Origin of the sequence: Lysinibacillus sp. FW12, assembly GCF_050817245.1 — a bacterium.
GTDB classification, from domain to species: Bacteria; Bacillota; Bacilli; order Bacillales_A; family Planococcaceae; genus Lysinibacillus; species Lysinibacillus irui.
The window spans coordinates 3,880,710-3,906,616 of the sequence record NZ_CP139094.1; the positions used below are offsets into that span (position 1 = coordinate 3,880,710).

The window sequence follows — 25,907 nt, forward strand, 5'->3', positions numbered from 1 at the left end:
CCATTAATAATCGATATCTGAAATTTTTAGGATATCTAAGAAATGTACCTTATGAATATTCATGTACTTATCTTTAATATGGATTAGTTTTGTGTTTGCATCCATTTTTGTGACTGTACCTTCTAAGGGTTCATCTCGTTTGTAAATGGTGAATGTCTTTGATTTATTCTCCTCCATTGCCTCTGTCAATGCGTATGCAATTTCCTCTAAATCAAATTCATCACGATCTAAGTGTTTTGGTTCTTTCTTTTTAGTTGGTGTTTTAGTTTTTGATTTAGCTGCCATTTAAACCACTCCTATTATAGAACATTTGTTTGTATACATTATAGAACTAATGTTCTGTTTTAAGCAATAAAAAAATGCCCAGGCTCAAAATTAATTGAGAACCTGGGCTTTTATTAAAACGTTTCTTTATTCAGAGAATAAAATAAGGACTCTGTCGCAAGAGTCCTAAAATGTATTATTCTTCTTTTTTGTCTTTCTTTTTATTCTGTTTTTTTTGCTTTTTCTCTAGGTACTCTTTGTGTTTCTCTGGAGTTACTTCAAAGCAAAATGCCTCTAAGCCTTTCTCATGTGCAAATAATCGTTTACCGTTTCTTAGAGTAATATATGGAGTACAAATTAACATTTTTATCATTTCCCTTCGCAATTTAATTTCTTGCAAAGGACCGTTGACAGTGTTACGATATGTATAAACTTTGGCGAGTTTTATATCGTAGCGACAAACACTTGTTACTACACAATACTATGTTGGCCCTTTACAAGGGCTTTTTTTATTTTTCCTCATAAAATTCCACTCCTTATTTATTAATATTTTTTAATTGAATTTCACTTACTTGTAAGGAAACCCCACATTTTGATGATATTTCATTTTTGTTTAACCCACTAATAATCTGGGGTGGAGCTAGTAATTCCCCAGCAAAAGTATTCGCTTGCCATTCTGGCTGTCTATAAGCTGGTATCTCTTGATGCAAATCTGACCTTGCAAGAGCAATATTTCCAGGTTTGTGTAAAATAAAGTGACCAATTTCATGCGCTATAGTAAATCTATCTCTTTCCACACCTGCTATCGCCCTATCGTAAACATCTTCTCGAATGCAAATTTTGTTTTTTTCTGGATAAGTAACTCCATACTCGTTAGGCATTTCAGATGTGGATACTATTTCGTATTCAAATGAAGTGAAAATTTTAGGCATTGCTAACTCTAAAAATTCCACAATAGGAAAATAAGGTTCATCATACAAGCCCGTTAACCTTCTTAACATATTAGTAAAATCTCTTATTTGCTTTCTAGAAGTAGGATTTGCGATATACTGGGGCATTTAATCTCTCCTTTTTTTGCTTTTTAGGAGGATGTCCTTAATCTTTTCACGGTCGTCTTCATCCAAACCTTTAAACTCTCGTGCCAAAGCTAATAAGTCGTTTTTCTCCTCGCTGCTGTAGCCGCTAAAATCAATTTGCACTACCTTTTTCGACTCATCAAATGAGCGTTCTAATTCGTTGATTTCTGAAGAATTCAACAAATATATTTCAGAAATTTTTTCAATCCAGTTATGAGGAACATTTCTTTTGCCATTTTCAACAGCAGACAAATAGGAAGAAGTAACTCCTAGCTTTGTTGCCATATCCTTTAATAGCTCACCTTTGTCAATTCGTAATTTTCTACAAAATTTACCAAATGAATTCAACATAGATGGTTCCTCCTTTCTAATTAAAAGTTTGCTACAATCTAAGATTAACATGAGATGAACAACAAATCAACACATTTTGTTGATTTAATTAACAACTTATTGAAAATATTAAAGTCCACTCTCCAACGTAAAGGTGAGTGGACTTTTGTACTTATTTAACTATGTTTCTACGTTGCTCAATAATGATCTTCAAACCTTCAAAATCTCCTGTAGTCAACGTACCAGCATCGAATTTATCAAGCCAAGACTTATCAATCTTGCCTTTATCTACAGACTGTTTAATGTAATCACGTACTGCTGCTTTTGTTGTTGAGTTAGTGAACTTCATAATATCATCATCCTTTTCGGCTGGATTTTGTATTTCCATTGGCTTCATTGCTTCTTTAATTCGTTTCAAAAAACTATTCCAACGGTCTTCTGCTAATATACGGTGAGGACAATATTTCCCTGACCAATCCTGGTGCTTCTTCACTCGCTCAATGCCCCAGCCATATTGCTTCAATAATTTTGCAATGTATTGAACAGCATTTTTTTCAGCCACTTCATAACGAACACCACCACTTTTGCTGTAGCAGATTTCTATTCCAATAGAAATACGGTTGCCTTTTTTATGTGCAATAGGGTCGTTGCTACCTCCGCCATCTCCACAATGCCAGGCATTACGGTTAAAAGGAATTGCTTGAATAACCTCTTTATCATCTACAGCTACGTGATAGGAAACCTTATTGTTATTACCAATCATGTACGAAATTTCGTTAGCAGCTGGTGCATCATTGGCTGTGTTGTGAACTGTGATATATTGAGGCACCATGATGTATGGTGCCTTGATAGCATATTTACTTGCTGGCAGAAAGGTTTGTTTGAACGTATAAGCCATTATTCATCATCCTTTGGTTTTTCATATTTTAATGCTTGAACACTATCGCTGACATCACTTGTTGTAGGATCAACGACAATCCCTAGCAAAATTAAAATACTTAAAATGGTATTAAAAATAGCAGTGGCTTGTTCGCCAACTGCTTCAGGTAAACTGTATCCAAATGCTGCTGTTACTTGTTGAACAAGTAATAACAAAAATGCAAAAAGTGATACTAAGAATGGTTTATGTTTTAAACGTACTTTCCAGTTGATTTTCATTTGTACTTCCTCCTAAAAGATGTGTTTTTCCATGCGATCCATACGGCCTTCAAGTGACGTTAAGCTTTTGCTTATTTCACGCATTGCATTGGCTTGTTCACCTTGTGCTTCTGTCAACGTTTCTAAATTTTTTAGTAGTCGTTCTTCACGCTTATTGGAATTCCAAAATACATAAACGACCAAACAAATACACAAGATTGACCACACCACCTGTGAGTTTGCTATATGACTTGCTGCCGTTACTGCGGATACAATATCCATTCGATCACCTAACCTTTGCCCTTTTTTGTGTAAATAAAAAGCCATGAGAAGCATCGAGATTCAGTACATTGTACCGTTGCCCATCTCGATTGCTCTCATAGCATAAAAAAACCTCCAATTTGGAAGGTTTTTTATCGTTTATAGTTTCAATTCAGGAATATCTAATTTAACTTCTTTCGAAGCCTTTTTTCTTATCTCCTCTGTTCCAACCAACTTTAATATAGTTTGTATCGATTCAATATACTCATCGTCAGCAGTTAAAGGCTGGTCTTTTAAGACATACTTTACTACAATATCACCTAAATAACGTTTAGCATCTTCTTCTCTAAGGTCTTCGATATGTGCTCTTATTTTTTCTGCATAGTTCATGAAAAAAACCTCCCTTTTATAAATATTTCGACAAAAGGAAAGGATTACCTTCTAAAAAAGACAAAAAAATAACGCTAAGCCTATGCTTGCGTTTCTGCTTCTTCAGTATTTGTATTTTCAATCACTTCTGCATGACTATAAAAGTTTCGACTGACTAAAATATCATCATTAGCCATTGCAAATTCTTTATTATTAACTTCATTAGTTAACGTATCTAAGAATTTTTCAGGTTCTGCCGTAGTGTATAGAATAGTTTGACCGACTTGAACCATCACATTAGATTCACTCGTTTTATCTAGAGCATTTAGTTTAGCAACTGCTGCTATCAAACCTTTTGTCATACTCTTCCTTCCAATTACAGCTGCAATTGAATGTCGTTGATTATATACAGCAGCTACATTCTTCAAATCAACTCCTGTTGTTACAACCTGTCTGTTATCGTTCATTATAATTACATATTGCTCCATTTTATAAATCTCCTTTTACGATAGTTTAATTGACCCAACAGTATTTCCATTTACTTTTACATATAAAATACTATCTTTCAGCATTAAAATTACACGTTCTCCCATACCAATAACTCTCCTTTTATGATAATTTTACTGACCCTACTGTTCTTCCGTTTTCCTTCACAATCAGATTACCGTTCGAATATGAAATACCAATACCTGAAGACTCAGCACGAACCAATCCTGTAACGTTTGTGGAGTACGGAACGTTTAAAGTGCCAAAAATAGTATTGTAGCCATTCATTTCATTGTTAGTACCATTTAATCGGACATTAAGTGAAGAGAGCTCTAAATAACTGCCGTTGTAAGTTATATTAGAACCCGAACCAAAGTTTACAGATTTAGTACCCCAATCACCATTTGCACCAAGAATTAAATTATTACCTATATAAGCATCTCTATTTACTCGAATATCTGTGTAACCAGTAATACTACCATTAACTATTACAGCACCATTCATATTGATTTTCTGAGCATCTATCGTTACAGAATACGGATCCTGATTAATTTTACTAATAATTGTCGAGCCGTTGTAATCTGTGTAAGAGACCTTCGATGTAATTTGATTGCTCAACTGTGTAATGCTTGACTGAGCACTACTCATTTGCGTATTGAGTCCACCGATTTGAGAGGTATGAGATGTGACCGTGGATTGGATACCACTTGCCGTAATTTCTAAACGTGAAACATCCTCTTTAACTGTATTGATGCCACTATTGATTGTTGTTACTTCAGAACTCACTTCAGCCCGAATCTGTGCTGCTGTTTGAGAAATAGACGAACTAAGACGCGTTTCCATACTACCCATATCATTATTGATAGTCGTAACATGTTGCGTCATTTCGGTTCGTAATTCACGTGCTGTAAGACTTACCATAGCTGTGTATTCAGTTGTAATATTTTTTTCTAATTCAGTGACTGTTTCGGATAACTCCCAGCGGTACTCACGCTGGATAATTTCTTTGGTCTGATCAATATTCTCGTTGACATTATCTTCAGTATCCTTAATCTGATCCTGCAAAATTTCTTCAGCTGTCTTAAATACATAGTTTCCTACGTTTACGCTTGTAGCAACAAATTCCTCACCATTCCACTCTTCGCGAACTTTCAGGATACGAGTAACAATAGAAAGGTCATCCATCGGTTCATAGATTGTGTGAATGGTTTCCCCTAACTCATGCGTCTCACCTAATTGGGCAATATCTAACTCATAAGAAATATCAATATCTTGAAACTTAGCTTTCGCGCGCTCATACGCTTCTTCTTGCGTTTTAATACGCTCATCATTTATGATGTCACCATAAATGGCTCGATCATAATTACTGGCCGTTGGCGATTCAAAGGTTGCTGTTTGCTGCAGATCTTCACCATAATTGACGATGATATGAGTTGCTAGGTTTGTAGAGATGGAATCCTTTGTTAGATTTCTCAAGTTATAAGCGTATCGATACTGTTGGCCATAATCTCCACTCAATGTTTTCCGAATATCAAAAACCCTGCCTGGTAATAAACCGAATTCAACCTGTAATCTGTTGCAGAAGTCTCTTAACAGCTTCCAGACGTTACTACGTCCAAAATCCTTTAACTCAATGCTCGATTCAACGCTTGTTGCATCAAAGTTAAAAGTCCATCCTGTACCTGCTAATAATTCGGTAAATACTTCATTCGGCGTATAAGAACCTGTTAATCTCTGATTGAATGGTGTTCCAGCAAGATCCATTACGATGTGCAAAGCGCTAAAGTTTTTGTAATTTGTTTTATTACTTAACTTTTTAATACGGTACTCATGGTCATTTACAACTACAATCGCTTCTTCAAGAAGATGTGGGTAAGCAGGATTGTTAGCTCTGTTTACGACAACCATATTCAATTCATGTGCATTACTGATTTCCATATCAATACGTCCAGATTGGATATGGTTGATTGGATATTCAATCCCTTTATGTTTTACTAACGGCATGCCTTATCACCAACTAACATAATTTTTGGCGCTGTAATTTTAGTGCAATGAACATAATGTTCAATTTTTGTTTTACCCAGCTGCGTAGTTATTTTCATGCTCTCACTTCCTTTCAAGCAAAAGAAAAAGCATCCTCAAAAAAGAGAACACTTTAATAAGTATTTGATATTTAGCTTTTTATGGTCTTATTGAACAATATGGAACGATTAGATACCTTCAGTTGCAGTTAAAATGTAATCTTCTACAGCAACTCGGTAATCTTGATTTGTAATGTCATCAATAACATAAACTTTTTCAGTTTTTGGATTAAGACCACCACTTAAAATACGTTCTGCCGCAATTCTTACCACTACTTGATTAACTGTATTCATTATAAAATCCCTCCAATTTCGTTGTCTGTTTGAATCAATAAAGTATCTTCAAGCTCCCTGATTTTACGTTGTTCTTCCGTTTCCTGTAATGGTATTGCCTCAATAATAGCTTTTCCATCACTATCAATGCCTTTAATTAGATGGGTTAGTGGATCAAAATCGTCAAAAGGAATGTCAACGTACACTAATGTTTCATTTGACCTTTCTGACACATCACCTTCCATACGGTGAAGGACAGTAATAACATTTTTACTGTTTTCCTCGTATATAATCCTTGTACCTACTTTCATGGCGCTTATCACTCCCTTATTATCCAAATGCGAACCAACGATAGATTCCCTCCGACCTACTGTTGTATGTCATAGATACATTCATTTCAAAGCCTTGATAGTTGGAAACTAGAGCTGGACTGGCAATTAATATGCTACCATTTTCGTTATATGTGAAAAAGTTCATATAAGCGTTAGAATTATTGTCGAAGAATACATCCGACGGTGCATATATAGACTTAAACTCATTATTGTTATTGTTTTCCTTAGTTATGAGAATAGCCGTTGGGTGGAACGATAAACCTGTAACAATAATACGTGCCCTTCCTGAAACATTCGAAGCATAGGCAACTCCTTTAGCTTCTTTACGACCTTTAGGAATAAGGCGGATATTGGCAGCAGTCGTCGCAAATGTTGCGTCAGGCGGAGTGTATACTCCCATGTCAGTAACCGCCTGATTGACTGTTGCCTTCCCATTACTGACAGATTGAAAAAGTTTTCTAGGGGATGTTTCAATCCAATTTTCCCAGACACCGTTATAGCACTGTCTTTCGAATTCACTACCACCTGTAACATTGATTAATTTTTGTACAACGTATGAGTCATTATGAGCTACAACGAAGCCCATCCACCATTCCTTTGTAGGTGCATTTTGTGCTACAGGTTCCCCCATATAAAATCCATTATCTTTTACCATATTCCAGTCAGAAACTACTGCACATTTAGGTTGCAATCTGTGTGCTGTACTATTCCAGTTAGAGAAGTCTGCACCAGTGGGTATTCTACTTGTCTGCGGTGTCCATGGATATCCGTTAGCCGTAGGGCTACCCATATCTATAGTGTTTACCACTATACTATTCAATATTTGAAATGCTCTTTTAGAACCCGAATTGTATCCTTGTAGTTCAATCTTTACAACTAAAGGATTATTTGCAACAGGAGACCTACTAATTAATAAGGCAATATTACCGTTTTCAGTATTTGCTACAGCCTTATGAATGTAAAAGTCCTTAGCAAAATCAGGCGTTATTGTTTCTACTACACAGTCATTTAATCTTGTAGCAGATGTTGGTGCTAGGTAGTTACCTATTCTGTACAGCACGGTAGCTCCACCATGAGAGTCTGAACCACCCCAGAACGATGTGTAAGTAACTCTTATTAATCCTGAAAAACCACCTTCTACAGGTATTCCGATATCCAACTGTTCAACGTTGCCTGTATTCTTCCAATCAGCCTGATTAATCATCAGTATCTTTTCTGCCGTGAAGTTACCCATATTGCTAACAGTAACGTTGTTTTCTTTGTTTCTTTGCCATGAGTTGTCAGCAGTTTTTTTGATTTCAGCAATTTGTTGATTAACTTCTGTTAGATCAGCGTCTTTCCCTGGTGGTCCCTGTGGTCCATCCGGTCCAGGTGGTCCTGTCTCACCTTTCAAAGATTTAAGCCATTCTTCCATAGTTCCAACAAATCCATTCTCCACAGCTATAGTGTAAGCTGATTTTCCCTCTGGACCTCTAATCGGCCCTACGTTTTTCCAAGTGTTTGTATTTTCTTGCCATACATAAAGATCACCATGAATCATATAAGCATCACCAGGAGCTCCCACTGTTGGCAGTTCGTCTTCACTGCTCAACTCACCGATGATATTTACCCCTGTGCCATCCTTGCCGTCTTTCCCTGGTAATCCTTGAGGCCCTGTTGCTCCTGTAGCCCCCTTGTCAGCAAACAAAGCCCATGTACTTTTATCTGTAACAGGTGTATTGATATTATCTTTTAAAGCGATATAGGTACGCCCATCAACCTCTGCTAGATTATTTTTATAAAATTGAGTAGTTGATGACCAAGTACCTTTCGAACCAAAATTGTCAATAAGCGATTTCATGGTGTTAATTGCATTTTGCGCATCTTGAGTAGCTTGAATAGCAGCATTTTTAGCTACATTTGCATCCGATGTAGCTGTTTCAGCATTGCTGATAGCAGTATTTAACTCTGTTAATTTATTTGATACAGTTTGCAGAGCTGTTTGTAGAGCAGTGTTATTTGCGTTTATTGCATCCTGTGTAGCTGTGTTGTTTGCATCAATTGCCTCTTGTACTGTTGTGTCAACTTGAGCGATATATTTCTGTAGATCTGATTCGGCATTCTCTATCGCTTGTTCAAGCCGTGCAATCAGTTCATCAACTTCATGACCGCCAGCTAGGGCTTTAATTTGCAGCTGTACGTGATCAAAATAAGCCATGATACGTGTCCAGTTCTCATTTAATCTGTCGCGACCTTTTTTATCAATAGGTGAGAGCGTTTCTTGTAAAGGGTATTTTTCTGACACCTTTGACTACCTCCTTTACTTAAAATAAAAAGGAAAATCAAAACTGATTGAGGTGACAGTGCCACCACTAATCGAGAATTGATTATCCCCTCTTTTTAGCGATATTAGTTTTTTATTAGTTTGACCTGTAACTTGTTGACCGTTTTTCAAATAGCTCACACCATTAAGTACAAGTGTATCGTTTGTAGAAAGAGCTCCATTGTATCGGAATACATCTCCTGTTGTAAGGTTTTCAATTTGTACATAACTATCAAACGAACCTTTTAGTACGATTCTAAACGGCATATATCGTGGATTGATGATAACTTGACCATAATTCTTCACCTTAAAATCGCTACTAGAAAATGTGAACTGCGGTGAATCTTCATCCCAATCAAAGCCTAATCCCCAAGCAATTTGATCTAAATCCCACTCTTTATTAAGTAGCTGCATCGATGTAAAAGGCGTTTCACCATAAGGTAAATCACTTGTCTCAAACTCAATAACTCGTTTACCCTTAAGCCCCTTCCATTCAATAGCATCGTTGTTAATACGTTCAACTTTCCAACGTTTGTACATGTGTGGTGTCCACTCAACAGCGTCTAAGGCACCAGTAAACGATGATTGCCCTGGCATTTCAAATCCATAGCTGTTCGTCATTAGTTGCTGATAAATATAAAACTCCTCATCACCATCAAGAATATCGGCCAGTTGATCCGTTAAAAGTTCTGTATCAGTAATATCTTTAGCTTGAACAATTAAAGTTAATTGTAACTTTCGTACACCATGATAGCGCTCTGTTCTATTTCTACCTGGTCGACCTTTAATGTTCTCTGAATTGTAGACGATATCGATTGGCGCAACCTTCAAGATAGGTACGCCATAATCAGTTAAATTATGACGTATACCATCCATAGTCTCTAAAATAGCCATTATGGCATCACCCTTTCTTGAATGTTTTTAGTTGGAGATTAGTAGCACTGCGATCATCTAACCAATATTCAACCTCTTCACCGTTCCATTCCTGATGAATGTTTACATTGATTGGTTGTTGCTCATAATCGATGTCCTGTACAAGATCCTGATTAATGTATTGTGATGTATCGCTTGTAAAGCTGTTGCCTGAAAATGCTGTTTGCAATGAACCACTTTGTAACCATGAAGCTAAAGATGCCCCTGCGCTTTCTGTAGCACTTTGCATCCGGGCTATTCCATCGATAGCTCCTTGTGCAAAATTGACTCCGATAAATCGATCTGCCCAGCGACTGGGACTATGGATATCTAACTCTGTTTGAAGTGTATTTTTCAGGCTATTTGCCATTGTTTTAGCTGTTGATTGCAATTTACCCTTCATAGACGTTAATCCATTGATAAGCCCTTGGATAGCTTGTACACCAATTTTCGGCAGAGATGCAGACATGATGTTGAATTCATCTTCTGCGCCATACCGTAACTTTCTAACTTCTGACTCAAATGTCTTTTGAAGCTTTTTCAGTTCTTCTTCAGCATTTGTGTTTAACTTCTCTACTTCTTCTTCCATTGAAAGACGTGCGGATTCCAATTCTTTCGTTGCTTGCTTTTTAGCCAGTTCGGTTTTAGTTTGCCACAGCATCTGGTACTCATTTAATTCACTAGCCGTCATTCTTGTTAAAGCAGCTATTTCACCTGCAGATTTCGCACCCATCTGCTGTAGTTCGCTAATCAGTGCTGAATCAAGGCCTCGTGCCTCTAGCTCAAACAAATCATTCATCCATCCACGCATCGTATCAACTTGACCACGTAAATTACCCAGTAGGTCAACATCAGTCATGTCCGTAAGCGATACTTTATCGAAAAGGCCCCAAGTATTTTTTAGTGTCTCTACCCTTGCATCATACGTTTGTTGCCACTCGTCGCGTAATCGCTTTTCTTCATTTGCTAGATTATCGTAGACAGTTTGCACTTTGGATAAGTAATCATCAGATAAAGACTTCATACGATCATACAACTCTTTCTTCGCATCATAAATCTTTTCTTCATAAGCTATTTGTTGCTCGCTACCTAAGGCGTATTGTTTCATATATTGTTCATAAGCTTGGATTCTATCTGTTAAAGAAAGTGCATTGTATTTAGTAGCTTCATCAATGAACTTAATTTCACGGTCATATTGCTCTTTCAATACTTGTTGGTAAGCACCTTGGGCATTTTCTAACGCTCTTCGTTTAGCAGCAGTGCCATCCTTCAGATGCTTTGCAACATCTTCCCAGTAAGCTTTTTCATAAGTGGCACTAATGTTGTACCATTTCTTTTGATCACTAAGTAGTTTCTCAAACTCATCATAACGAGTCGCCGCATGCTCTTTAGCGTACTTCTTACTAATGTCATTTATTTGTTTCAATAACCCTTCTGACGCCTTTAAAGTTTTACTGAAGTCAGGAACAATCGCATCGGCCATTTCTTGAGATGCTGATTTTGCAATGTTGATGTTGTCTAAAATCCCTTTAGCAATACCTGCTGGAATCCACTTAGCAATCGCAGCCATGACTCTTGAAGGTGAATGGATGCCTAAGGCGTCTTTTACCCATTGAGGAATTTTATCTGTCAGTTTACCTAATGCACTTGCCACTGATCCGAACATTGAGGTGATACCTTTTATCAAGCCATTTACGATATCAACTCCAGCTTGCCATACACTATCAATGATTGAAGTGAATGTATCAACAATTGTTGAACCAATTGATGCGACTGTTTCAAGTATGATATCCCAAGCCTTTTCCCAATCACCTTGAAGTAAAGCCATTCCAGCCTCTTGAATCCCGATAATTAAATCGATTCCTGCCTCTATAATGCCTGAAATTATAGCCCAGGCAACTTTAAAGACACCTTTAACTACAGCCCACCCAACTTCTACTGCAGTAAGTATGCCATTCATCATTAAAGAAAAGTGCGTGACAACAAGTACTCCGAATATCGACACTATTTCCATGATGCCTTTCCCGTGTTCATCCCATAATTTTTGGAATTTATCAAGTTGTTTTTTTCCAAACTCAATCACAGTTGATAGTGCTTCTGAAATATCTTTAACTATATTTCCAAATATTTCTTTTGTTCGGGTGGCAATTTTACTCCAAGCCTCGTTAACAAAATTACGGAACCATTCGACTTTATTATAGGCAACTACTAAAATAGCAATAAATGCTGCAATAGCCACTACTACCAATCCAACAGGAGTAACTAGCCATTGAATTACTCTCCACAATTTTGTAAGAACATCCCAAACAGGTTCCACTACACCTTTGACTTTACCAATCACATCTGAAAAATCTTTGATATTTGGAAGAATTCGAAGCACTGCTCCAGCTAAGTTACCAAAAATCGATACAATAGAAATGACTACTGGCACTAAAGCAGAAATGACTCCTAGCACCACAGATAACGCTGCAATCAACATTGCTGCTGTTTCATTTGTTTGTAATAAGTTATTAAACCATTCTAAAAATGCATTAGCCACATTTAAAACTGCGGCACCAATCGGAGCAAATGCAACGCCTAAATTTATAATTAATTCCCATAGATTTCCCAACAAACCTAATACAGCTGGTGTTGATTCCTGAATAAAGCTAAGGAATTGTTGGAATTGCTGATTTTCACCAAGTGATTCTGCCCAAGCCCTAAAACTTTCCACCATCTCTGCAAGACCTGTCATGAAGCTACCACCCATATCAGCAAAAGCTGAAAAGAAAGCGACTAGCCCCATAGTTAAATCTCCAAATATATCGGAGATTACAGGCATGTATTTCTGAACGTAATCTATGAACGCTTTAAAGCTTTCGGATTCACTTAATCCATCACTCCATTTAGCAAATGACTTCATCATGGAATTAAAGCTTGTAGACCATGTTTCAGCTGCAGGTGTAAAAGCAGCTATTAAACTACCAAGCCCAACTATCAGATGACCTATACCTTCAGCTATGTTTTCGAAAATTGAAGGACCATATTTATTAAATGTTGCAAAGATCTTCTGGATTGGCTGGCTATTGATTGATTTATCAAGAGCTTCCATCATTCTAGCTGCGCTTACAGCGACGCTTTCAATGAGTGGTGATAAAGATTTGAGTATCTTTTGAGCACCTTGCATAGCACTTGTAAATGCTTTTAGAACTGGTTGTTCTGTTGCCTTAACTAAATCATTATAAGTATCTTTAAAAGCATCCCAAGACGCTTTGGCACGTTGTTGTTCAGCACTTAACTTAGCAGTTTCGTCAAACAAATTTTTAATAGTTGGTATAGCAACAGCGGCAAGTCCGCCAAAGCCCAATGCAGCTACACCTAATGCACTTGCTAAAATCAGCAATTGACCTGCTAAAACACCAATCATGACACCTAATGAACCAATTAAGCCAACAATCACTGATAAAAATTGTGATAAGACAGGCACTAATGATAATAAAGCGCCACCTATCATCTGTTGCCCAGCTTCAGCAAACGCTCTGACCGTAGTTGCGTATGATTCCATAGCATTTGTATAGTCGGCCCAAATTTTTATGATGATATTTCTACGATCTAAAGCATTTGCTTGTTGGTTGACTACAGCTGCACCAGCCATAAAATTACCAATATCAGCTCTAATATCAACGGTTACATCCCGAATAGAAGTAAGTAAAGCCTCAACTCTCGCTAAATCTGTTAATGCCCCTCCACTATGTGTACTTATATCCACATCAACCGATCGATTACCTAGTGCGGCAAGTTCTGCTTGAATCATTAGGATTTGTGTATAAAACACATCCATATCAAGTGATACTTTAATTTTAATAGACTCACCGTCTAAATCTTGTGCTAGTGCTCTGACTTGCAAGAGATCACGCATAAAGTCATTGAGCATTGCTTCAATTTCAACAGTAGCTTCTGTTGCATCTAATTTTTGCAATTGTGCTTGTACTTGCTGCACCTTTTGCATAAATTCATTGATCGATGCATTGATTTCTACAGACACACCTGTTGCAAGTTCATGCATTTGCCTGTCTACTTCGGCCATTTTGCGTTTAAACCTTTGAATATCTGCATCAACTTCTGCTTTAAAGCGCTCAACTGGCATATTTTCACCACCTTCATGATTTCTTCTCTACTGGCTCCCAGTCGAATGTTTTTAGCTCCTCGCGCATTTGGTCGTATAGCGTGAAGTCTAATTCAATTTGTTTCGTGTTATTAGTACCTGAAAGTATTTCTTTACGTGCCTTTTCTGCATCAAAGTATTTCTTAGGAGGTGGCTCTTTTCGAGATCTTTTTTGCTTAGAAACAATGCCAGCTATCCAAGCACTCTGTACTTGACGTTCGAAATCATCGATTTTGGCCAACTGTGATCCTTGCAAGAAATTGCGATACTCCCTTGGTGTCCATGAATAAATTAAAACTAAATCATAGACACCTAAGAATCTTGCGCAATTTCGTTCAAAATCATCGTAGGTTAAGCCTTCGCTTTTTCCTCGAATAGTTCTAGTCCAGTGATCTCCTTGTACCCCTCCGCTAGACGTTTCAACATCAATGCTGTTTTCTGAGCCTCTTCCTCGTCTTTTTGTTTCATCTCTTTTACGAGCAGCATATTCTTCTTGAATTTCGCAAACTCGTTTCGAGAAAAAGCTGATTCATCAATAGCATCAAATACTTCTGAAAACAGAGCTGTTGCATCGTTTTCTTCATCCATTCGTTGGTCAATGGCTGTTAAGATTTCATCTTGGGTTGGTGGCTTTTTTGTTGTTAATTTAATTGCCGATTCCCAAAGATACAGAAGTCCTTCAAAATCTTGTTCAATTAGTAATGGTAGTAATTTTGAGAAACCACCTGACACTTTTTCTTTTTGAGATACATCGTTATCTTTTGATTTTTCTGCTGGGATTACCTTGTTAAGGACTTTATCCAACATAATTGAACATTTTAAATCGTAATTTGTGTCTTTAATTGTTAATGTAGGCATTTTTATTCCTTCTTTCGTTTAGTTTGAATTTTGAACATAAGAAAAAGACGAACCTAAGTCCGTCTTAATTAACTTCTACAGTTACCGTGTCAGTAATCGTAGGATCATCTTTAGATGTTACTGTAATTGTTGATGTACCAGCTGCTAAAGCCGTAACTAAACCATTAGGTGATACAGTGGCAACGGTTGCATTAGAAGATGTGTATGTGACATATTGATTTGAAGCATTTGTAGGAGTAACCTCTACACTTAATTGCTGCTTATCTGTTGGTGTTAAACTAAGTGTTTCAGGTGTTACCGTAATGCCTGTCACCTTTGTACTGTTGACGATGTTTTTGGAATCGCCTGTAGTGTCACCTGGCTTCTGGAATCCATATTTCGCAAAGTTAATAAGCCCTGGTGGTAAATCCATAAAGGCACCTTCTGCCGATTCAATTTGTATCGTCATAGATGCAGATAACTCTTCTAATCCTTCCACTGGACTAGTAGTTTCAAATGAATCAACTACAGCATAAGCAAATTTTGCATCATGTGTACCCTCATCATTTTTCTCTGTGTCTACTTCCCAAACCTTTAACTCTTTACCATCCTTAATAGCACGGTAGATGGCTTTTTGTCCTGCATCACCCTTACGGCCATACATGGATAGTTCCATATTTTCTGTTAATGCACCGATAGCTGAAATAGAGCCCATCTTTGTAGCTTCAGTTGAATTATCACGCTCTAAGCTGTGCGTATAATCTGTCTGGAAGCCTGGTACTAAGCCATCAGCACCTAAAACATTGTCGGTAGGTTGTACCAAAATAATTTTGACCATTACAAGTCCTCCTATATTGTTTTTAATAGTTTGTATTTATAAGTGATTACACCGTGCTTTTGTACATTGTCGATGTCATCAAAGACACGGGGCTCCCTTGGTGTCACTTGCATAATTTCATAAGATGGCAATTCAATCTTGTACTTAAGTGCCTCATGAACAGCATCTAAGATTTCATAAACTTTTGCATTGCCATACTCGCCACTTGTTTCTTGATTGTGATATACGTGTATAGCTATCGTTTCTTCAGCAATATCTTCAATCTTCACTTCCTGGTCGATATTCAGCAAGGGTTCACCAAGATAGACATAAGGAAAAGGTGTTTGCTCCGTTACATGGTCATAAACACCTGTGACCAGATTTAAAAGCGATGTATCATTGGATAACCTTTGATACACCGCCGTTTGCAATTCTAAAAATGGTAGAGCCATTTTGTCACTTCCCTAGCTTTCTAAATTCTTTAATGAAATAATCTGCTGCTTCATCTACAGCCTGTTCCCAGAAGAACTGTGCTCGTTGTCCATGAGTCAGTACGAATCGTCCCCAGCGTGTATTGAAGTACACCCAAGGGATTTTCTTTGCTCTACTTCCTCCTGGTCCCTGTGCGTAGATTCCTGTTCCATAGTTTACGTAGATTGCGTAAAAGGCTCCGATTTCTAGTTTTGCACCATACCCATCGGCATCGAATGTAACACTTATAGAATCAGCCATCTCGCCTGTTTCATGAGGCATTCTAGCTTTCAACTCTTTTTCTAATAACAGTGTTGTATTCCTGATAATACGCTTTATTTCATTGATGATATCGTCTTGCCACTTTTTAAGAGCACGCTCTACACGTTTGTTCCCTCTTTTGGTAATGCCCATAGTTACACCTTCTTTAATGGCAAACGCATGACTTCATGCATGCCACCCTGGTCCTCTGCATCACCTGCAGCTGTATATTCGACACCTTCATACTCAATTCTAGCTGTTAGTGAAATTGAATCCTCGTAGGAAAAGTAAATGTCTCGATGAAAAGACTCCACAAGTTGTTTCATTTCTACTTTTCTCGATGTCGAAGGTGTATCCATGAAACAGTCTAATTCACTTGTTTTAACCCATTTTTTTGTAGATCCGCCAGAGCCGTTCGGAACTGACTTTTCTTCTTTTATATTCACAGTATGAGGAAATTCATCGTACACGCTACCACCTCAACTTCCTATAAGGCTTCAATGGCTTATAAACTGTTGCTGGAATCTCATCAGTAAATGAATACGCAACAGAACCCATTGACCTACTAACAAGACCCATCTTAATTTCGAAGTACTGACAACCCTTCGCAATGAACAACTTCATAGCGCTTTGTTTCTGCCTGTCTGCTTCTTCCGACATATCAAATACATTATTGGTCCATGAGCATCCAACATCGTAGAGAACAGGTGCTAAGGCGGTGTAATGATCTATTCGTTTTGCTGTAGGTTTATCACCATTAAGTGCAATGATTCCGTTGATTTCATCACTTGTCGGCTTCCACATCTTCTTTCACCTTCTTAGGTGCTCGTTTTGCTTGATTCTTAGCCTTTTCTTCCTCTAACTCTTTGGCTTTTGCAAGCTCTCGTCTACGTCTTTGATATGCTGTAGCACTCATATCATCACCCCTTTAAATAAAAGTAAGAGGGAATATCCCTCTTGAGTTAACCTAATGTAATTAAAGCAACCATTCGAATGTCTTTATCTTCATAGACCTTCGACCAGTTAGCTGCTAACTCTAATTCAGCGTTTGTTGGTGCTGTTTTAGCAACTGAAGCGTTAGTAAATTTAATGCCACGTGGGTGTAGTACGAAATGTTTACGGTTAATTAAGATATCTTCACCAGCTAATTTGTCACGATCTGTTTCTGTTGGTACTTCAGGCGAACCTTCTGCATAACCAATAGCGCCAGAACCAAATAAATAAGTAGTGTATTTCGTGACACCATCTTTTGTTTCTGTTGGTACTCCATCATCAATAATGATTCGCTTGCCTAAGTAAGCTTTATAAAGCACATTACCATTAGCATCGCGTACATCCTCAAGTAAACCTTGTTTTACAAGGTTGAAGTAAGGAACGCTATGCATAACTACGCCTGTTAAGACTTCATGTGCATCGCCTAACTTAGACATCGTATCAACAATAGATGCTCCAGAAATCTTCGCTGCATCTCCTGCGCTACCAGTAATATCGTTCACGTGAGTAGAAGCAATAGCAGTGAATGACCCTTTCAAAGTTGAAATTAAAGCAGCTTGCATACGACGATTCCAGTAACCAGCTACTAAATCACCGATAGCTTTCATTGGATCATCGCCCGATAATGTACGAGATAAATCCGTTGCTGACCATGCTTTACCACGGAACAATTGAGTAGCCATATCTTGATCTGCTGTAATCTTATCAGGTGTTAAAGCCCAACCTGATGTATCTTCTAGTGACTCGTCATCACCACCTAAATCATTCCAGAATGGCATGTTAAAGTAGCGATTCCCTTTATTTAAACCATTCTTCAATTCTGCTACAGGTGCAACAATACCTGACTGATATAGTGCTGATAATTCATTTGTACGTAGTACCGTATAAGGGTTAAATACCTCTGGTACGATAACATCTGCAATACGTGTTGTCATAAATTAATTCCTCCTATTGCCCTGCTAAGGCTTGTAATTGTTTAGCTTTTTCTGGTTCTTCACGGAACAGTCGACCTTGCTCTGTAAGATTCCAATGATCTTTACTGAATGGATTCTTTACAGTTGGTGTGCCTGGTGGATTTGGCGGAGTATTACCTCTCAACCCATCAGCATAAAATTGGTATTCATCTGATTCTTTTAATGCTGTAATTTGTTCATCAAACCCGACTAGTTGACCATTTACTAACTTGATAGTTTCAAGGTTTAATAAAGCTTTTACAGCTGTTGGATTTTTCGCTTTCGCAGTACGTAGCGCTTCCGTTAATGCAAAATCGTAATCCTTTTGACTAAGTTGACTTTCGTAATCGGCTTTTGCTTGCTCGTTTTCTTGTCGTAAACGAGTGATTTCCGCCTGCAACTCTTCATTGCCAGTTGCTTTTGTTTGAAGTTCCTTTAATTGAGTATCACGATCTGCTAATTGTTGCTTATAGTCATTAACCTCCTCAATCTTGTCATCAAGACGTGATTTCGGGACCATCTGACCATAACCTTCAATTACTTTATCTGCTTGTTCTTCACTTAAACCTAATGCAATTAAATCTTCTTTTTTCATGTCTAGCTCCTCCTATTTCGTGTTTAACGTGCAACGGCACGATAGGTTTAGAAACTTATTCTTTAACGTCTACAAGTTCGAAAAAGACGAAAAAGCATAATAAAAAGCCGTTCAATGACGACTTAACTTTTCTCTCCATATTGTTCTAACCAATCCTCAAACGTAATGTAAGGCACTGTTCGTTTTGGTGGTCTTATTTCATCTTGGGCCTGTTTCAATGCCTGAAGATATGTTTTATTTGGCAACAGTTCATCGATACGATCTGCTAGCTTTATTTGATACTGCGGATCCTGGTAATCGTAGATACGACTAAACATCGGAATTCGACCACCAAACAAAAGGATTATCTTACAACGACAACCGTAATTCATTGAAGGGTCTAACCACAACTTAGGTCGTTTGGCTTTTTCACCTAAGTAATGAAAATACCCTTCTTCATCAGCAAATTTACTATCAAGTATTCGGTGAGCATGCCGGACCTGCATATCCCTCATGGATATCCACATCTTTTCAACACCATCAACTTTGCCTTTTAAAGCATCGTACATTTTATCCTGTACGTAGTTGACCGTGTTGTTGAACATCTCTTGCAGTCGTTTAAGGCCATTATTCTTAGCTGATTGTGTTCGCTTCTTTACTTGCTTAGAGGTTGCTGTGAAGTCAGCTTCTGCTTTCAGCTTGTCTTGTGTATCCATGAAGACACTGTACACAAAATCGTCCTTATGCTTGTTAAATCGTAACGATATTTCGTAGCTCTCTTCCTTCAAAAAATCTGTAAGTAGTCGCTTACGATTCATTAACAACCAATAGATTATAGCTATTGCTGCACTTGTACCAGCTGTTGCACTTGTTATATTCAGCAACTTACCTTCTTCGCCACTAAGATACATATAGACAAGGTAGGTGTACAGTAAATACGTAATATTAAACGCCTCTTCTTGCATTGCTACAGCTTCTTCTAACAGCTTTTTATACTCTGTCGAAGATATACTGTCAATTTGCTTTATCAACGCCTGTAATCGATTGTATTTACGGTATTCCGAAAGGTTGTTTCCGTACTTCTCATAAGCCTCTTGTAAGCTACCAATCAATTTATTTTGCATACGAGCGTAATGTTTCTCGAATGATTTCTTGTATTCTTCAAGTATCTTTTGTAATCGTTCTAAGATTTCTAATTGATCCATACGATTATCACCACTTATTCGTCATCCGTGTTATTTTTACGTTTTAAATCGATTAACTCACTTTGGAAATCTTCTTTTTCTCGTTTAACACGTTCTTCTTCCTGTGCGGCATCTTTCACCCAAGGGTGGTTTTCACGAATAGTTGCCTTTGAAATGATACCTTCACTGTCTCGTGCCATTTGTATAATTTCCGTTTCATTTGTAAGCAACAGTTTATTAAACGTGAATGTTACATCTCGGTAATCAAATTTGCCTCTATTTGCAAGTTCACAAAATGTTTGAATGAACCACATAAATTCACGCAAAGCCAATGTAGCTTTACGTTCAAACATACTCGCCTTCATATCCAATAATGAGTATAGATTTTCTAGTGCCACACCTGAAGGAGCATCACCAATGATATCTGGTGAGGGATTCACACCTTGCCCAAACATAAATACATTCTCTTTCAGTGTATCGCTTTGTGTCTTATAAGCTTCGACTGGCACTTCAGCGCGGATTGTATCAATTCCACCATCTTCATCCAGATTGACCACTTTATATCGTTTTAAGTTCGCCATGAATTCAGATAAAGACTCACCTTGATAGCCACGTAATGCGAAAATAAGGGCCTGCATATCTAGCAATGTGTTTTGTGCATCTGAAACTAGCAAGTCGTAGTTATCAATATTCTCTTTAACGAAATGCAGGTCACTCAACTCTTCGTTGTTATTCAAAAAAGGAATAAACGGAACCTTGCCCCATCCCATACCTGTAATACCTTCTGCATCAGTAAAATGTGGTTTAGGGTTCACCTCTACATTTGCATCCAAGTGCATCTCGCCATCTATCATTTCGTAATACGTAATCGTTTCGTCATCGTATACTTCGAATTTAATGACGTTGTCTCGCAGTGAATAGAACCGTATGCCAGCAATTAACCTTTTGCGTTTGCTGTAGTCATATATAGGGATGAAATTTTCAGCATTTACAATCATGTAGTCAAACTCTTTATCCTCGTTTACAAATACATGTAACCACTCTATGCCTTTATTACTTGCACCTTTGATAATCTCTGTGATGGTATCTTCCCACTGTTCTCCTATCAACTCTTCCAATAACTGTAGCTGTTGCTTGTTATCGCTCTTACTGCCAAACACCATTGGTTCACCTACAAGATAAGCCACCTTTTGATCAACTAATATCTTGTGGAATCCAGAAGGGATTTTCGAATTTATAGCATCTTCATCCACAACCTTCTTTTCATCCTGGTACGTGTAAATCTTTCTTTTGTTGATATCGTTATCAACCTCGTAATACTTCACACCTTCAAGCATTTTACTACTGTCAAACGAAGCATAAATTTCTTTAATAATCTCCGTTGGTGCAGGCGTATTAGCTAGTATATATTCAATTAACTCCTCTGTATGGGTTTTACCGAACATCGTTTCACCTTCTTCTATTTCAAGATTGTCATGCCTTTACGCATGATTACTGTATTTACAAAATAACGATCTGCATCTAGTTGATGGTCGTTTTGTTTAACAGGCTTATCCTCGCCTCTATCAGCAGCTTTAGCATCCCACATGTAAGAACTGAACTCGCGAAACGTCTCTGTGCAACAGTCATTATATTTGATCATGTTATTAACGAGGGCATTTGCTAAGTTACGTATGCCATCAAGTACATCATTCTTTGCTTCTTTAACTACAAAGCCATGTTGTTTTAATGCCGTAATGAATGATTTTGCAGAAGGGTCAACAATAATCCTAGATATCTTCAGGTCACCAACAAACTCCTTCATGTCTTGGCAGTATTGTTCGTCAGTTTTTTGTCTGCTAGATTTCCGACCATCATAGTGATATTCCTTCACCTTGTACCAAACACCATCAAAAAAGCCCCACAGACCGAATGTCGTAGGGTTCTGGGTGCCGTAATCGACACTGACATAGTATTTTTCATAGTTGCGTTGCACTGTTTTAACAACATGTAAGTCCTTATCAAACATATCGTAGATGACGCCCTCTGCCAGCACCCATAAACCAAGAATAAATCGTTTATAGAACACGCCCTTATACATGCGCTTATAACGCTCTTTGATGCGTTGTGACAGTGATAAGTTGTCATCCATAGTAAAGTGTAAGTGCAACATGTTCTTATCTTCTAATTGATCCAGATACTCTAATTTGAACCAATGATAAGGTCCAGCAGGGTTACAGTTAAACCAAAACTTAGCACCATCAACTGAACATCGAGCCGTTGCTTGGTTAACGAATGATTGAGGCATAAGTGCTACTTCATCAAAGAACATTCCAGCTAGTGTAATCCCTTGGATAAGGTCTTGCGAAGCCTCGTCTTTTCCTCCGAAAATATAAAAATAGTTCACCTTGCCATTTCTAGTGACAGTGAACATGTTTTCGGAACGATATTCTTTTACTTTGTAACCTCGAGACATCAGCATTCGTTTTAACGGCTTGAATACGTTACGACGGAACGAGCCGATTGTTTTACCAGCCATGCCAAGGTTCTCGTCCTCGAACGTCTCCATTGCCCACATAACGAACGATAAAGACATGACGACCGTTTTACCTGCACGAACAGAACCGTCGCAAATAAGCCCATCCTTGTCCTTGTGAGGGGAATTAGATTGCCACCACTTAAGTACTTTAAGTTGTTTCTGGCTAAAAGGTTTGAATGTGAATAGAGCAGGTTTCTTTCGTTTACTCATCCCAATTCACTTCCTTGCCTTCTAACGCCTCTAAGAAGCCATCATCCTCATACTGATCTTCATCATCACCATTCTCTTTGCGAATAGCGATTTTCGATAGTTCAAGCGATGCCTTAGCTTTTTCGATTTCGAGTTGCTTGCGTTCTCGCTCATTGAGTAAATCAAAATGTTTAGCTAGGAAATCCAGTGCTCGCATCTTATCAGCTAACTTAATTGAAGCACCGTCTTTGCCCATTTTAATTTCAGTAACAATAGTTCCATCCACTTCATCATGTTCTTTAAATCGAACGAAGTCTTGGTCTACCATAACTGGCTTATCATTTTTATCGTAAACAGGTCCGAATGCGCCAATAAGTTCCACACGTTCTCTGCCGAATTCTACATAGTCTGTAATGTCAGCAAACGCAATCTGTACATACTTTTCAAGTACATCCATAGCATCAATGAAAAGGCCTTTACGTAATTCCCCTTTAAGTCGTTTAACTTCTGTCACGACCTTAGCATTCCTTAGCAGACGACTTCCTTCTACATGAGCACTGTCTCTCGCATATCCTGCTTTTATTGCTGCTACTGTTTGATTAAAACATTTCACATAATACATGCAGAAAAGCCGTTGTTTATCAGTTAAGCCATCATTACCTTCAGCTTCAAAATAAATAACTCCATCCTTGGGTGCATCCTCTTTTACGGTTGCAACCTTCTTAGTTTTGGTTGCATCCTTTTCAGTTGCATCCCTTGACCACTTTTCGCGGCTCTTGCGGCTCTTTAATGTACCGAGCTTTATGTCATGCTTTTCAGCAAGATCAGCCAGTGTAATCTTTGTGGTTTCCCACTCTAATTTAATTTCATCCCAATTAGCCATAACTCATAAACACCACCTCCATATTTCCATATTAAAAAAAGCCACCTAATTTGGTGACTTTGTTCTTCCTGGTAGTATCCATTCCGAATTTTTTAATTTTATTTCTTTAATTAGTATTTCTTTTTCTCCTTTTAACAAAAAATACTTCTCACTTTTATTGTCTACATTATAGTGGTATCTCATCTTCTCATTTTTTTCGGTTTCAAACTCTAATTCTACTGATATAGTACTAGAGACTAAAACATTTCCCTCTTGAACATGCGGCAACGGAATAAAGACTTCGGTATCGTTTTCAATAATACCTAAATAACCTTCAATTACGGCATGTTCCTTATGTATGTTATCTAATAATACTTTTACTTTACAGTCATATATACCTTTGTTATTTCCTAAAGCTTTAATTTCGTAAAAATTAAATACTGGTGTTGTGACATTACTATCATAAAAATGTGTGGCTAGTATTCTTGCATTTTTATTCATAGCTATATTTCTAAGTTTTGCTGGTCCTTTAAATTCCATGCAACTGATTATCGGCCTAGCGTTTATTATTTCTCTCTCCTCATAGAGTTCCTTTTCTTTATCCATTTGATATTTCGCTACACTATAAGCTCCGAAAGCTCCGAAAGCACCTCCAAACATACTAAGGACTCCACCAAAAATAGTGGCAACAATTGTGCTATCGATGATAAAAAAATGGCTTATTAATGAATATAAACCTCCTAAAAATATTGCTATGAACACTAATAAAATACTAATAAAAACTTTATTCACCATTAAATCCCTCCTCCTAAATAATAGATCAGGAAGGTGTGGTTTGTCATCGAGCTTTTTTCATCAGTAACAGACACTATAGTTAGAATTAAAGGGAAACCCATTATGGCTATTACTAAATATCTTTTCCACTCTCAAAACCACACCAAACTCTACCCTCTCAACTCATAGCGTTTTGGCTGTTTGATGCAGTTTTCAAAGCAAAAGAAAAAGCCCTGTGAAGGGCTCTTAATTACGTGCAATTGAAGCATTAGCCCACATTACAGCAGTTTCAAGGTTAGTCATAGCAACTGACTTCTCACGGCTGTTAGGACATTCTTCATCGATAAGGTAAGCAAGCTCTTTCGCCTTCTCACGAATAGCCTCATACTTTGCTGGCTGTCCCTCTTTTGGTGCGTGGTACATAAAGTTGTTTTCAATTTGTGGTTTCATTTGTTTTCTCCTTTCGCATGCATAATAAAAAGCCTCCATCCGAAGATGAAAGCTTTGATATTGTGGTAAATTGTCGAGTGCTCTTTTCCGACTCGTGGTAGAGCGACACCACGTTATTTTGTAACGAATTGTGTTCTAAATTTAGAGTGCATTTCCGTGCACTTTGTTGATGTAGTAAGTTTGACTGAAATTATGGAAAGTGGACGAAGTTCACATATAAACCACTCCTTCAGTTTTATTAGCCTTTATATTAATTAAGATACCTAATCTCTTAAAAAATATGGGCCGGCCATGTATGTCGCGCTCCGAACTACTCTGACAAGCGCATGTCGGTCGTCGGTCTGTCTTTCCCTAATATTTAGGTTTTTATAAATACCAAAGGAAGAAACATTTACCTGTCCGACCTCCCCTCCATTTTACACTGCAAATTTTAACGAAAACAAATATGCACGTTTTTGTCTCATTTGTCTCATCTGTCGCATTTGTCTCGTTTGTCTTAGCATTAATCTAGATCGCCATATAGTAAAAATGTTTCCATCTGTTCATTTTCTAGTAGCTGCTGGATGATTTCTTTTCTCTGTCTCTGTACATTATCTTTAGAGATCATAAGATGCAATGCAATCTCTCTATACGTCATGCCCTCCAGTAAGCAATCGTAAATAACCTTTTGAGTTTCATTTTGAAGCGTATCTCCTAGTGTTTCTAGTAGATAAACCTCGGTCTCATAGCGTCTTAATCGGTTGTTTCGCTTCTCTTCTAACGATTCAATACGTTTAATCTCCGACATACTTTTGCCCTTGGAACCCTTCGGCATTGCTGCCTCTACTCCGTATTGTGCTACTCCCCAATTTTGAATAGGTAAGCTATGTCCATATAAAAGCTTTTGAAGCCTTTGGACCTCGTTACGCATCCATTTGAAGTCCTTAATCATTTGAGTGATGATGTAGAACATATCATTATGTTCAGTTGCCTTACTTGCTGTAGATTGATAGTTTGTCATAGGTTTGCCCTCCTACGGTGTGATATACTAGTGTTGTGAACACCATCAAAGGGCATA

At 37.7% G+C, this 25,907-nt stretch carries 32 protein-coding genes; all 32 read right to left on the reverse strand.

Translation table 11 applies throughout. The annotated features are described in order from the left end of the window. Positions 1-3 precede the first annotated feature (3 nt). Entirely contained in the window at positions 4-285 is a 282-nt protein-coding gene (locus SJW71_RS20005) for a YolD-like family protein (RefSeq protein ID WP_431811376.1), read from the reverse strand. Positions 286-460: 175 nt separating this feature from the next. Further along, on the reverse strand, positions 461-628 hold the full coding sequence (locus SJW71_RS20010) for a hypothetical protein (RefSeq protein WP_431811377.1): 168 nt from the start codon (positions 626-628) through the stop codon (positions 461-463). A gap of 172 nt (positions 629-800) precedes the next feature. Beyond that, a complete protein-coding gene (locus SJW71_RS20015) occupies positions 801-1,322 on the reverse strand; it encodes an ImmA/IrrE family metallo-endopeptidase (RefSeq protein WP_431811378.1) in 522 nt (173 codons plus the stop codon). Then, positions 1,323-1,691, reverse strand: coding sequence for a helix-turn-helix domain-containing protein (locus SJW71_RS20020; protein ID WP_431811379.1), 369 nt, complete (start codon positions 1,689-1,691; stop codon positions 1,323-1,325). 151 nt (positions 1,692-1,842) lie between these two features. Further along, positions 1,843-2,568 carry a peptidoglycan recognition protein family protein gene (locus tag SJW71_RS20025; RefSeq protein WP_431811380.1) on the reverse strand — a complete coding sequence of 242 codons (726 nt, stop codon included), beginning with the start codon at positions 2,566-2,568 and terminating at the stop codon, positions 1,843-1,845. Next, positions 2,568-2,828 (reverse strand): phage holin, encoded by a 261-nt coding sequence (locus SJW71_RS20030; RefSeq protein ID WP_066037376.1) that lies wholly within the window; start codon positions 2,826-2,828, stop codon positions 2,568-2,570. Before SJW71_RS20030 ends, SJW71_RS20025 begins: the two co-directional genes overlap by 1 nt. Positions 2,829-2,840: 12 nt before the next feature. Further along, complete coding sequence (locus tag SJW71_RS20035) at positions 2,841-3,089, reverse strand: hypothetical protein (RefSeq protein ID WP_066036374.1); 249 nt, start codon at positions 3,087-3,089, stop codon at positions 2,841-2,843. Between the two features lie 138 nt (positions 3,090-3,227). Beyond that, the gene (locus SJW71_RS20040) at positions 3,228-3,458 is read right to left on the reverse strand and encodes a hypothetical protein (protein WP_431811381.1); all 231 of its coding nucleotides are present in this window, start codon (positions 3,456-3,458) and stop codon (positions 3,228-3,230) included. Positions 3,459-3,538: 80 nt separating this feature from the next. Further along, the gene (locus SJW71_RS20045; protein WP_431811382.1) at positions 3,539-3,925 is read right to left on the reverse strand and encodes a hypothetical protein; all 387 of its coding nucleotides are present in this window, start codon (positions 3,923-3,925) and stop codon (positions 3,539-3,541) included. Positions 3,926-4,046: 121 nt separating this feature from the next. Continuing rightward, entirely contained in the window at positions 4,047-5,927 is a 1,881-nt protein-coding gene (locus tag SJW71_RS20050) for a phage tail protein (protein ID WP_431811383.1), read from the reverse strand. Between the two features lie 206 nt (positions 5,928-6,133). Next, a complete protein-coding gene (locus SJW71_RS20055; RefSeq protein WP_431811384.1) occupies positions 6,134-6,298 on the reverse strand; it encodes a hypothetical protein in 165 nt (54 codons plus the stop codon). Then, on the reverse strand, positions 6,298-6,588 hold the full coding sequence (locus SJW71_RS20060) for a hypothetical protein (protein WP_431811385.1): 291 nt from the start codon (positions 6,586-6,588) through the stop codon (positions 6,298-6,300). The genes SJW71_RS20055 and SJW71_RS20060 overlap by 1 nt, the downstream gene beginning before the upstream one ends. 19 nt (positions 6,589-6,607) lie before the next feature. After that, positions 6,608-8,893, reverse strand: coding sequence for a hypothetical protein (locus tag SJW71_RS20065; RefSeq protein ID WP_431811386.1), 2,286 nt, complete (start codon positions 8,891-8,893; stop codon positions 6,608-6,610). 15 nt (positions 8,894-8,908) lie between these two features. Further along, positions 8,909-9,805: a phage tail domain-containing protein gene (locus SJW71_RS20070; protein ID WP_431811387.1), complete on the reverse strand. Its 897-nt coding sequence runs from the start codon at positions 9,803-9,805 to the stop codon at positions 8,909-8,911. 7 nt (positions 9,806-9,812) lie between these two features. After that, positions 9,813-13,949: a hypothetical protein gene (locus SJW71_RS20075; protein ID WP_431811388.1), complete on the reverse strand. Its 4,137-nt coding sequence runs from the start codon at positions 13,947-13,949 to the stop codon at positions 9,813-9,815. 13 nt (positions 13,950-13,962) lie between these two features. Continuing rightward, entirely contained in the window at positions 13,963-14,223 is a 261-nt protein-coding gene (locus SJW71_RS20080) for a hypothetical protein (protein WP_431811389.1), read from the reverse strand. 95 nt (positions 14,224-14,318) lie between these two features. After that, positions 14,319-14,825, reverse strand: coding sequence for a tail assembly chaperone (locus SJW71_RS20085; protein WP_431811390.1), 507 nt, complete (start codon positions 14,823-14,825; stop codon positions 14,319-14,321). Positions 14,826-14,889: 64 nt separating this feature from the next. Further along, positions 14,890-15,642, reverse strand: a complete 753-nt coding sequence (locus SJW71_RS20090) for a phage major tail protein, TP901-1 family (RefSeq protein WP_431811391.1) — start codon at positions 15,640-15,642, stop codon at positions 14,890-14,892. Positions 15,643-15,653: 11 nt separating this feature from the next. Further along, complete coding sequence (locus SJW71_RS20095; RefSeq protein ID WP_431811392.1) at positions 15,654-16,073, reverse strand: DUF3168 domain-containing protein; 420 nt, start codon at positions 16,071-16,073, stop codon at positions 15,654-15,656. A gap of 4 nt (positions 16,074-16,077) precedes the next feature. After that, positions 16,078-16,506, reverse strand: coding sequence for an HK97-gp10 family putative phage morphogenesis protein (locus tag SJW71_RS20100; RefSeq protein ID WP_431811393.1), 429 nt, complete (start codon positions 16,504-16,506; stop codon positions 16,078-16,080). Positions 16,507-16,508: 2 nt separating this feature from the next. Beyond that, the gene (locus SJW71_RS20105) at positions 16,509-16,823 is read right to left on the reverse strand and encodes a phage head closure protein (RefSeq protein WP_431811394.1); all 315 of its coding nucleotides are present in this window, start codon (positions 16,821-16,823) and stop codon (positions 16,509-16,511) included. A 1-nt stretch (position 16,824) separates the two neighbouring features. Further along, on the reverse strand, positions 16,825-17,157 hold the full coding sequence (locus SJW71_RS20110; protein ID WP_431811395.1) for a hypothetical protein: 333 nt from the start codon (positions 17,155-17,157) through the stop codon (positions 16,825-16,827). Beyond that, positions 17,138-17,269 (reverse strand): hypothetical protein, encoded by a 132-nt coding sequence (locus SJW71_RS20115; RefSeq protein ID WP_431811396.1) that lies wholly within the window; start codon positions 17,267-17,269, stop codon positions 17,138-17,140. The genes SJW71_RS20110 and SJW71_RS20115 overlap by 20 nt, the downstream gene beginning before the upstream one ends. 46 nt (positions 17,270-17,315) lie before the next feature. Further along, positions 17,316-18,281, reverse strand: a complete 966-nt coding sequence (locus SJW71_RS20120; protein WP_431811397.1) for a major capsid protein — start codon at positions 18,279-18,281, stop codon at positions 17,316-17,318. A 13-nt stretch (positions 18,282-18,294) separates the two neighbouring features. Then, the gene (locus SJW71_RS20125; RefSeq protein WP_431811398.1) at positions 18,295-18,894 is read right to left on the reverse strand and encodes a phage scaffolding protein; all 600 of its coding nucleotides are present in this window, start codon (positions 18,892-18,894) and stop codon (positions 18,295-18,297) included. A gap of 122 nt (positions 18,895-19,016) precedes the next feature. Continuing rightward, on the reverse strand, positions 19,017-20,078 hold the full coding sequence (locus tag SJW71_RS20130; protein ID WP_431811399.1) for a hypothetical protein: 1,062 nt from the start codon (positions 20,076-20,078) through the stop codon (positions 19,017-19,019). Between the two features lie 14 nt (positions 20,079-20,092). Continuing rightward, positions 20,093-21,502 (reverse strand): phage portal protein, encoded by a 1,410-nt coding sequence (locus SJW71_RS20135; RefSeq protein WP_431811400.1) that lies wholly within the window; start codon positions 21,500-21,502, stop codon positions 20,093-20,095. A 14-nt stretch (positions 21,503-21,516) separates the two neighbouring features. Next, positions 21,517-22,785 carry a PBSX family phage terminase large subunit gene (locus SJW71_RS20140; protein WP_431811401.1) on the reverse strand — a complete coding sequence of 423 codons (1,269 nt, stop codon included), beginning with the start codon at positions 22,783-22,785 and terminating at the stop codon, positions 21,517-21,519. Next, entirely contained in the window at positions 22,778-23,647 is an 870-nt protein-coding gene (locus tag SJW71_RS20145) for a terminase small subunit (RefSeq protein WP_431811402.1), read from the reverse strand. Before SJW71_RS20145 ends, SJW71_RS20140 begins: the two co-directional genes overlap by 8 nt. A gap of 45 nt (positions 23,648-23,692) precedes the next feature. Continuing rightward, positions 23,693-24,421 carry a hypothetical protein gene (locus SJW71_RS20150; protein ID WP_431811403.1) on the reverse strand — a complete coding sequence of 243 codons (729 nt, stop codon included), beginning with the start codon at positions 24,419-24,421 and terminating at the stop codon, positions 23,693-23,695. A gap of 225 nt (positions 24,422-24,646) precedes the next feature. Further along, positions 24,647-24,850 (reverse strand): DUF7681 family protein, encoded by a 204-nt coding sequence (locus SJW71_RS20155; RefSeq protein ID WP_066037345.1) that lies wholly within the window; start codon positions 24,848-24,850, stop codon positions 24,647-24,649. Between the two features lie 502 nt (positions 24,851-25,352). Continuing rightward, complete coding sequence (locus tag SJW71_RS20160) at positions 25,353-25,850, reverse strand: sigma-70 family RNA polymerase sigma factor (protein WP_431811404.1); 498 nt, start codon at positions 25,848-25,850, stop codon at positions 25,353-25,355. Between the last annotated feature and the right edge of the window lie 57 nt (positions 25,851-25,907).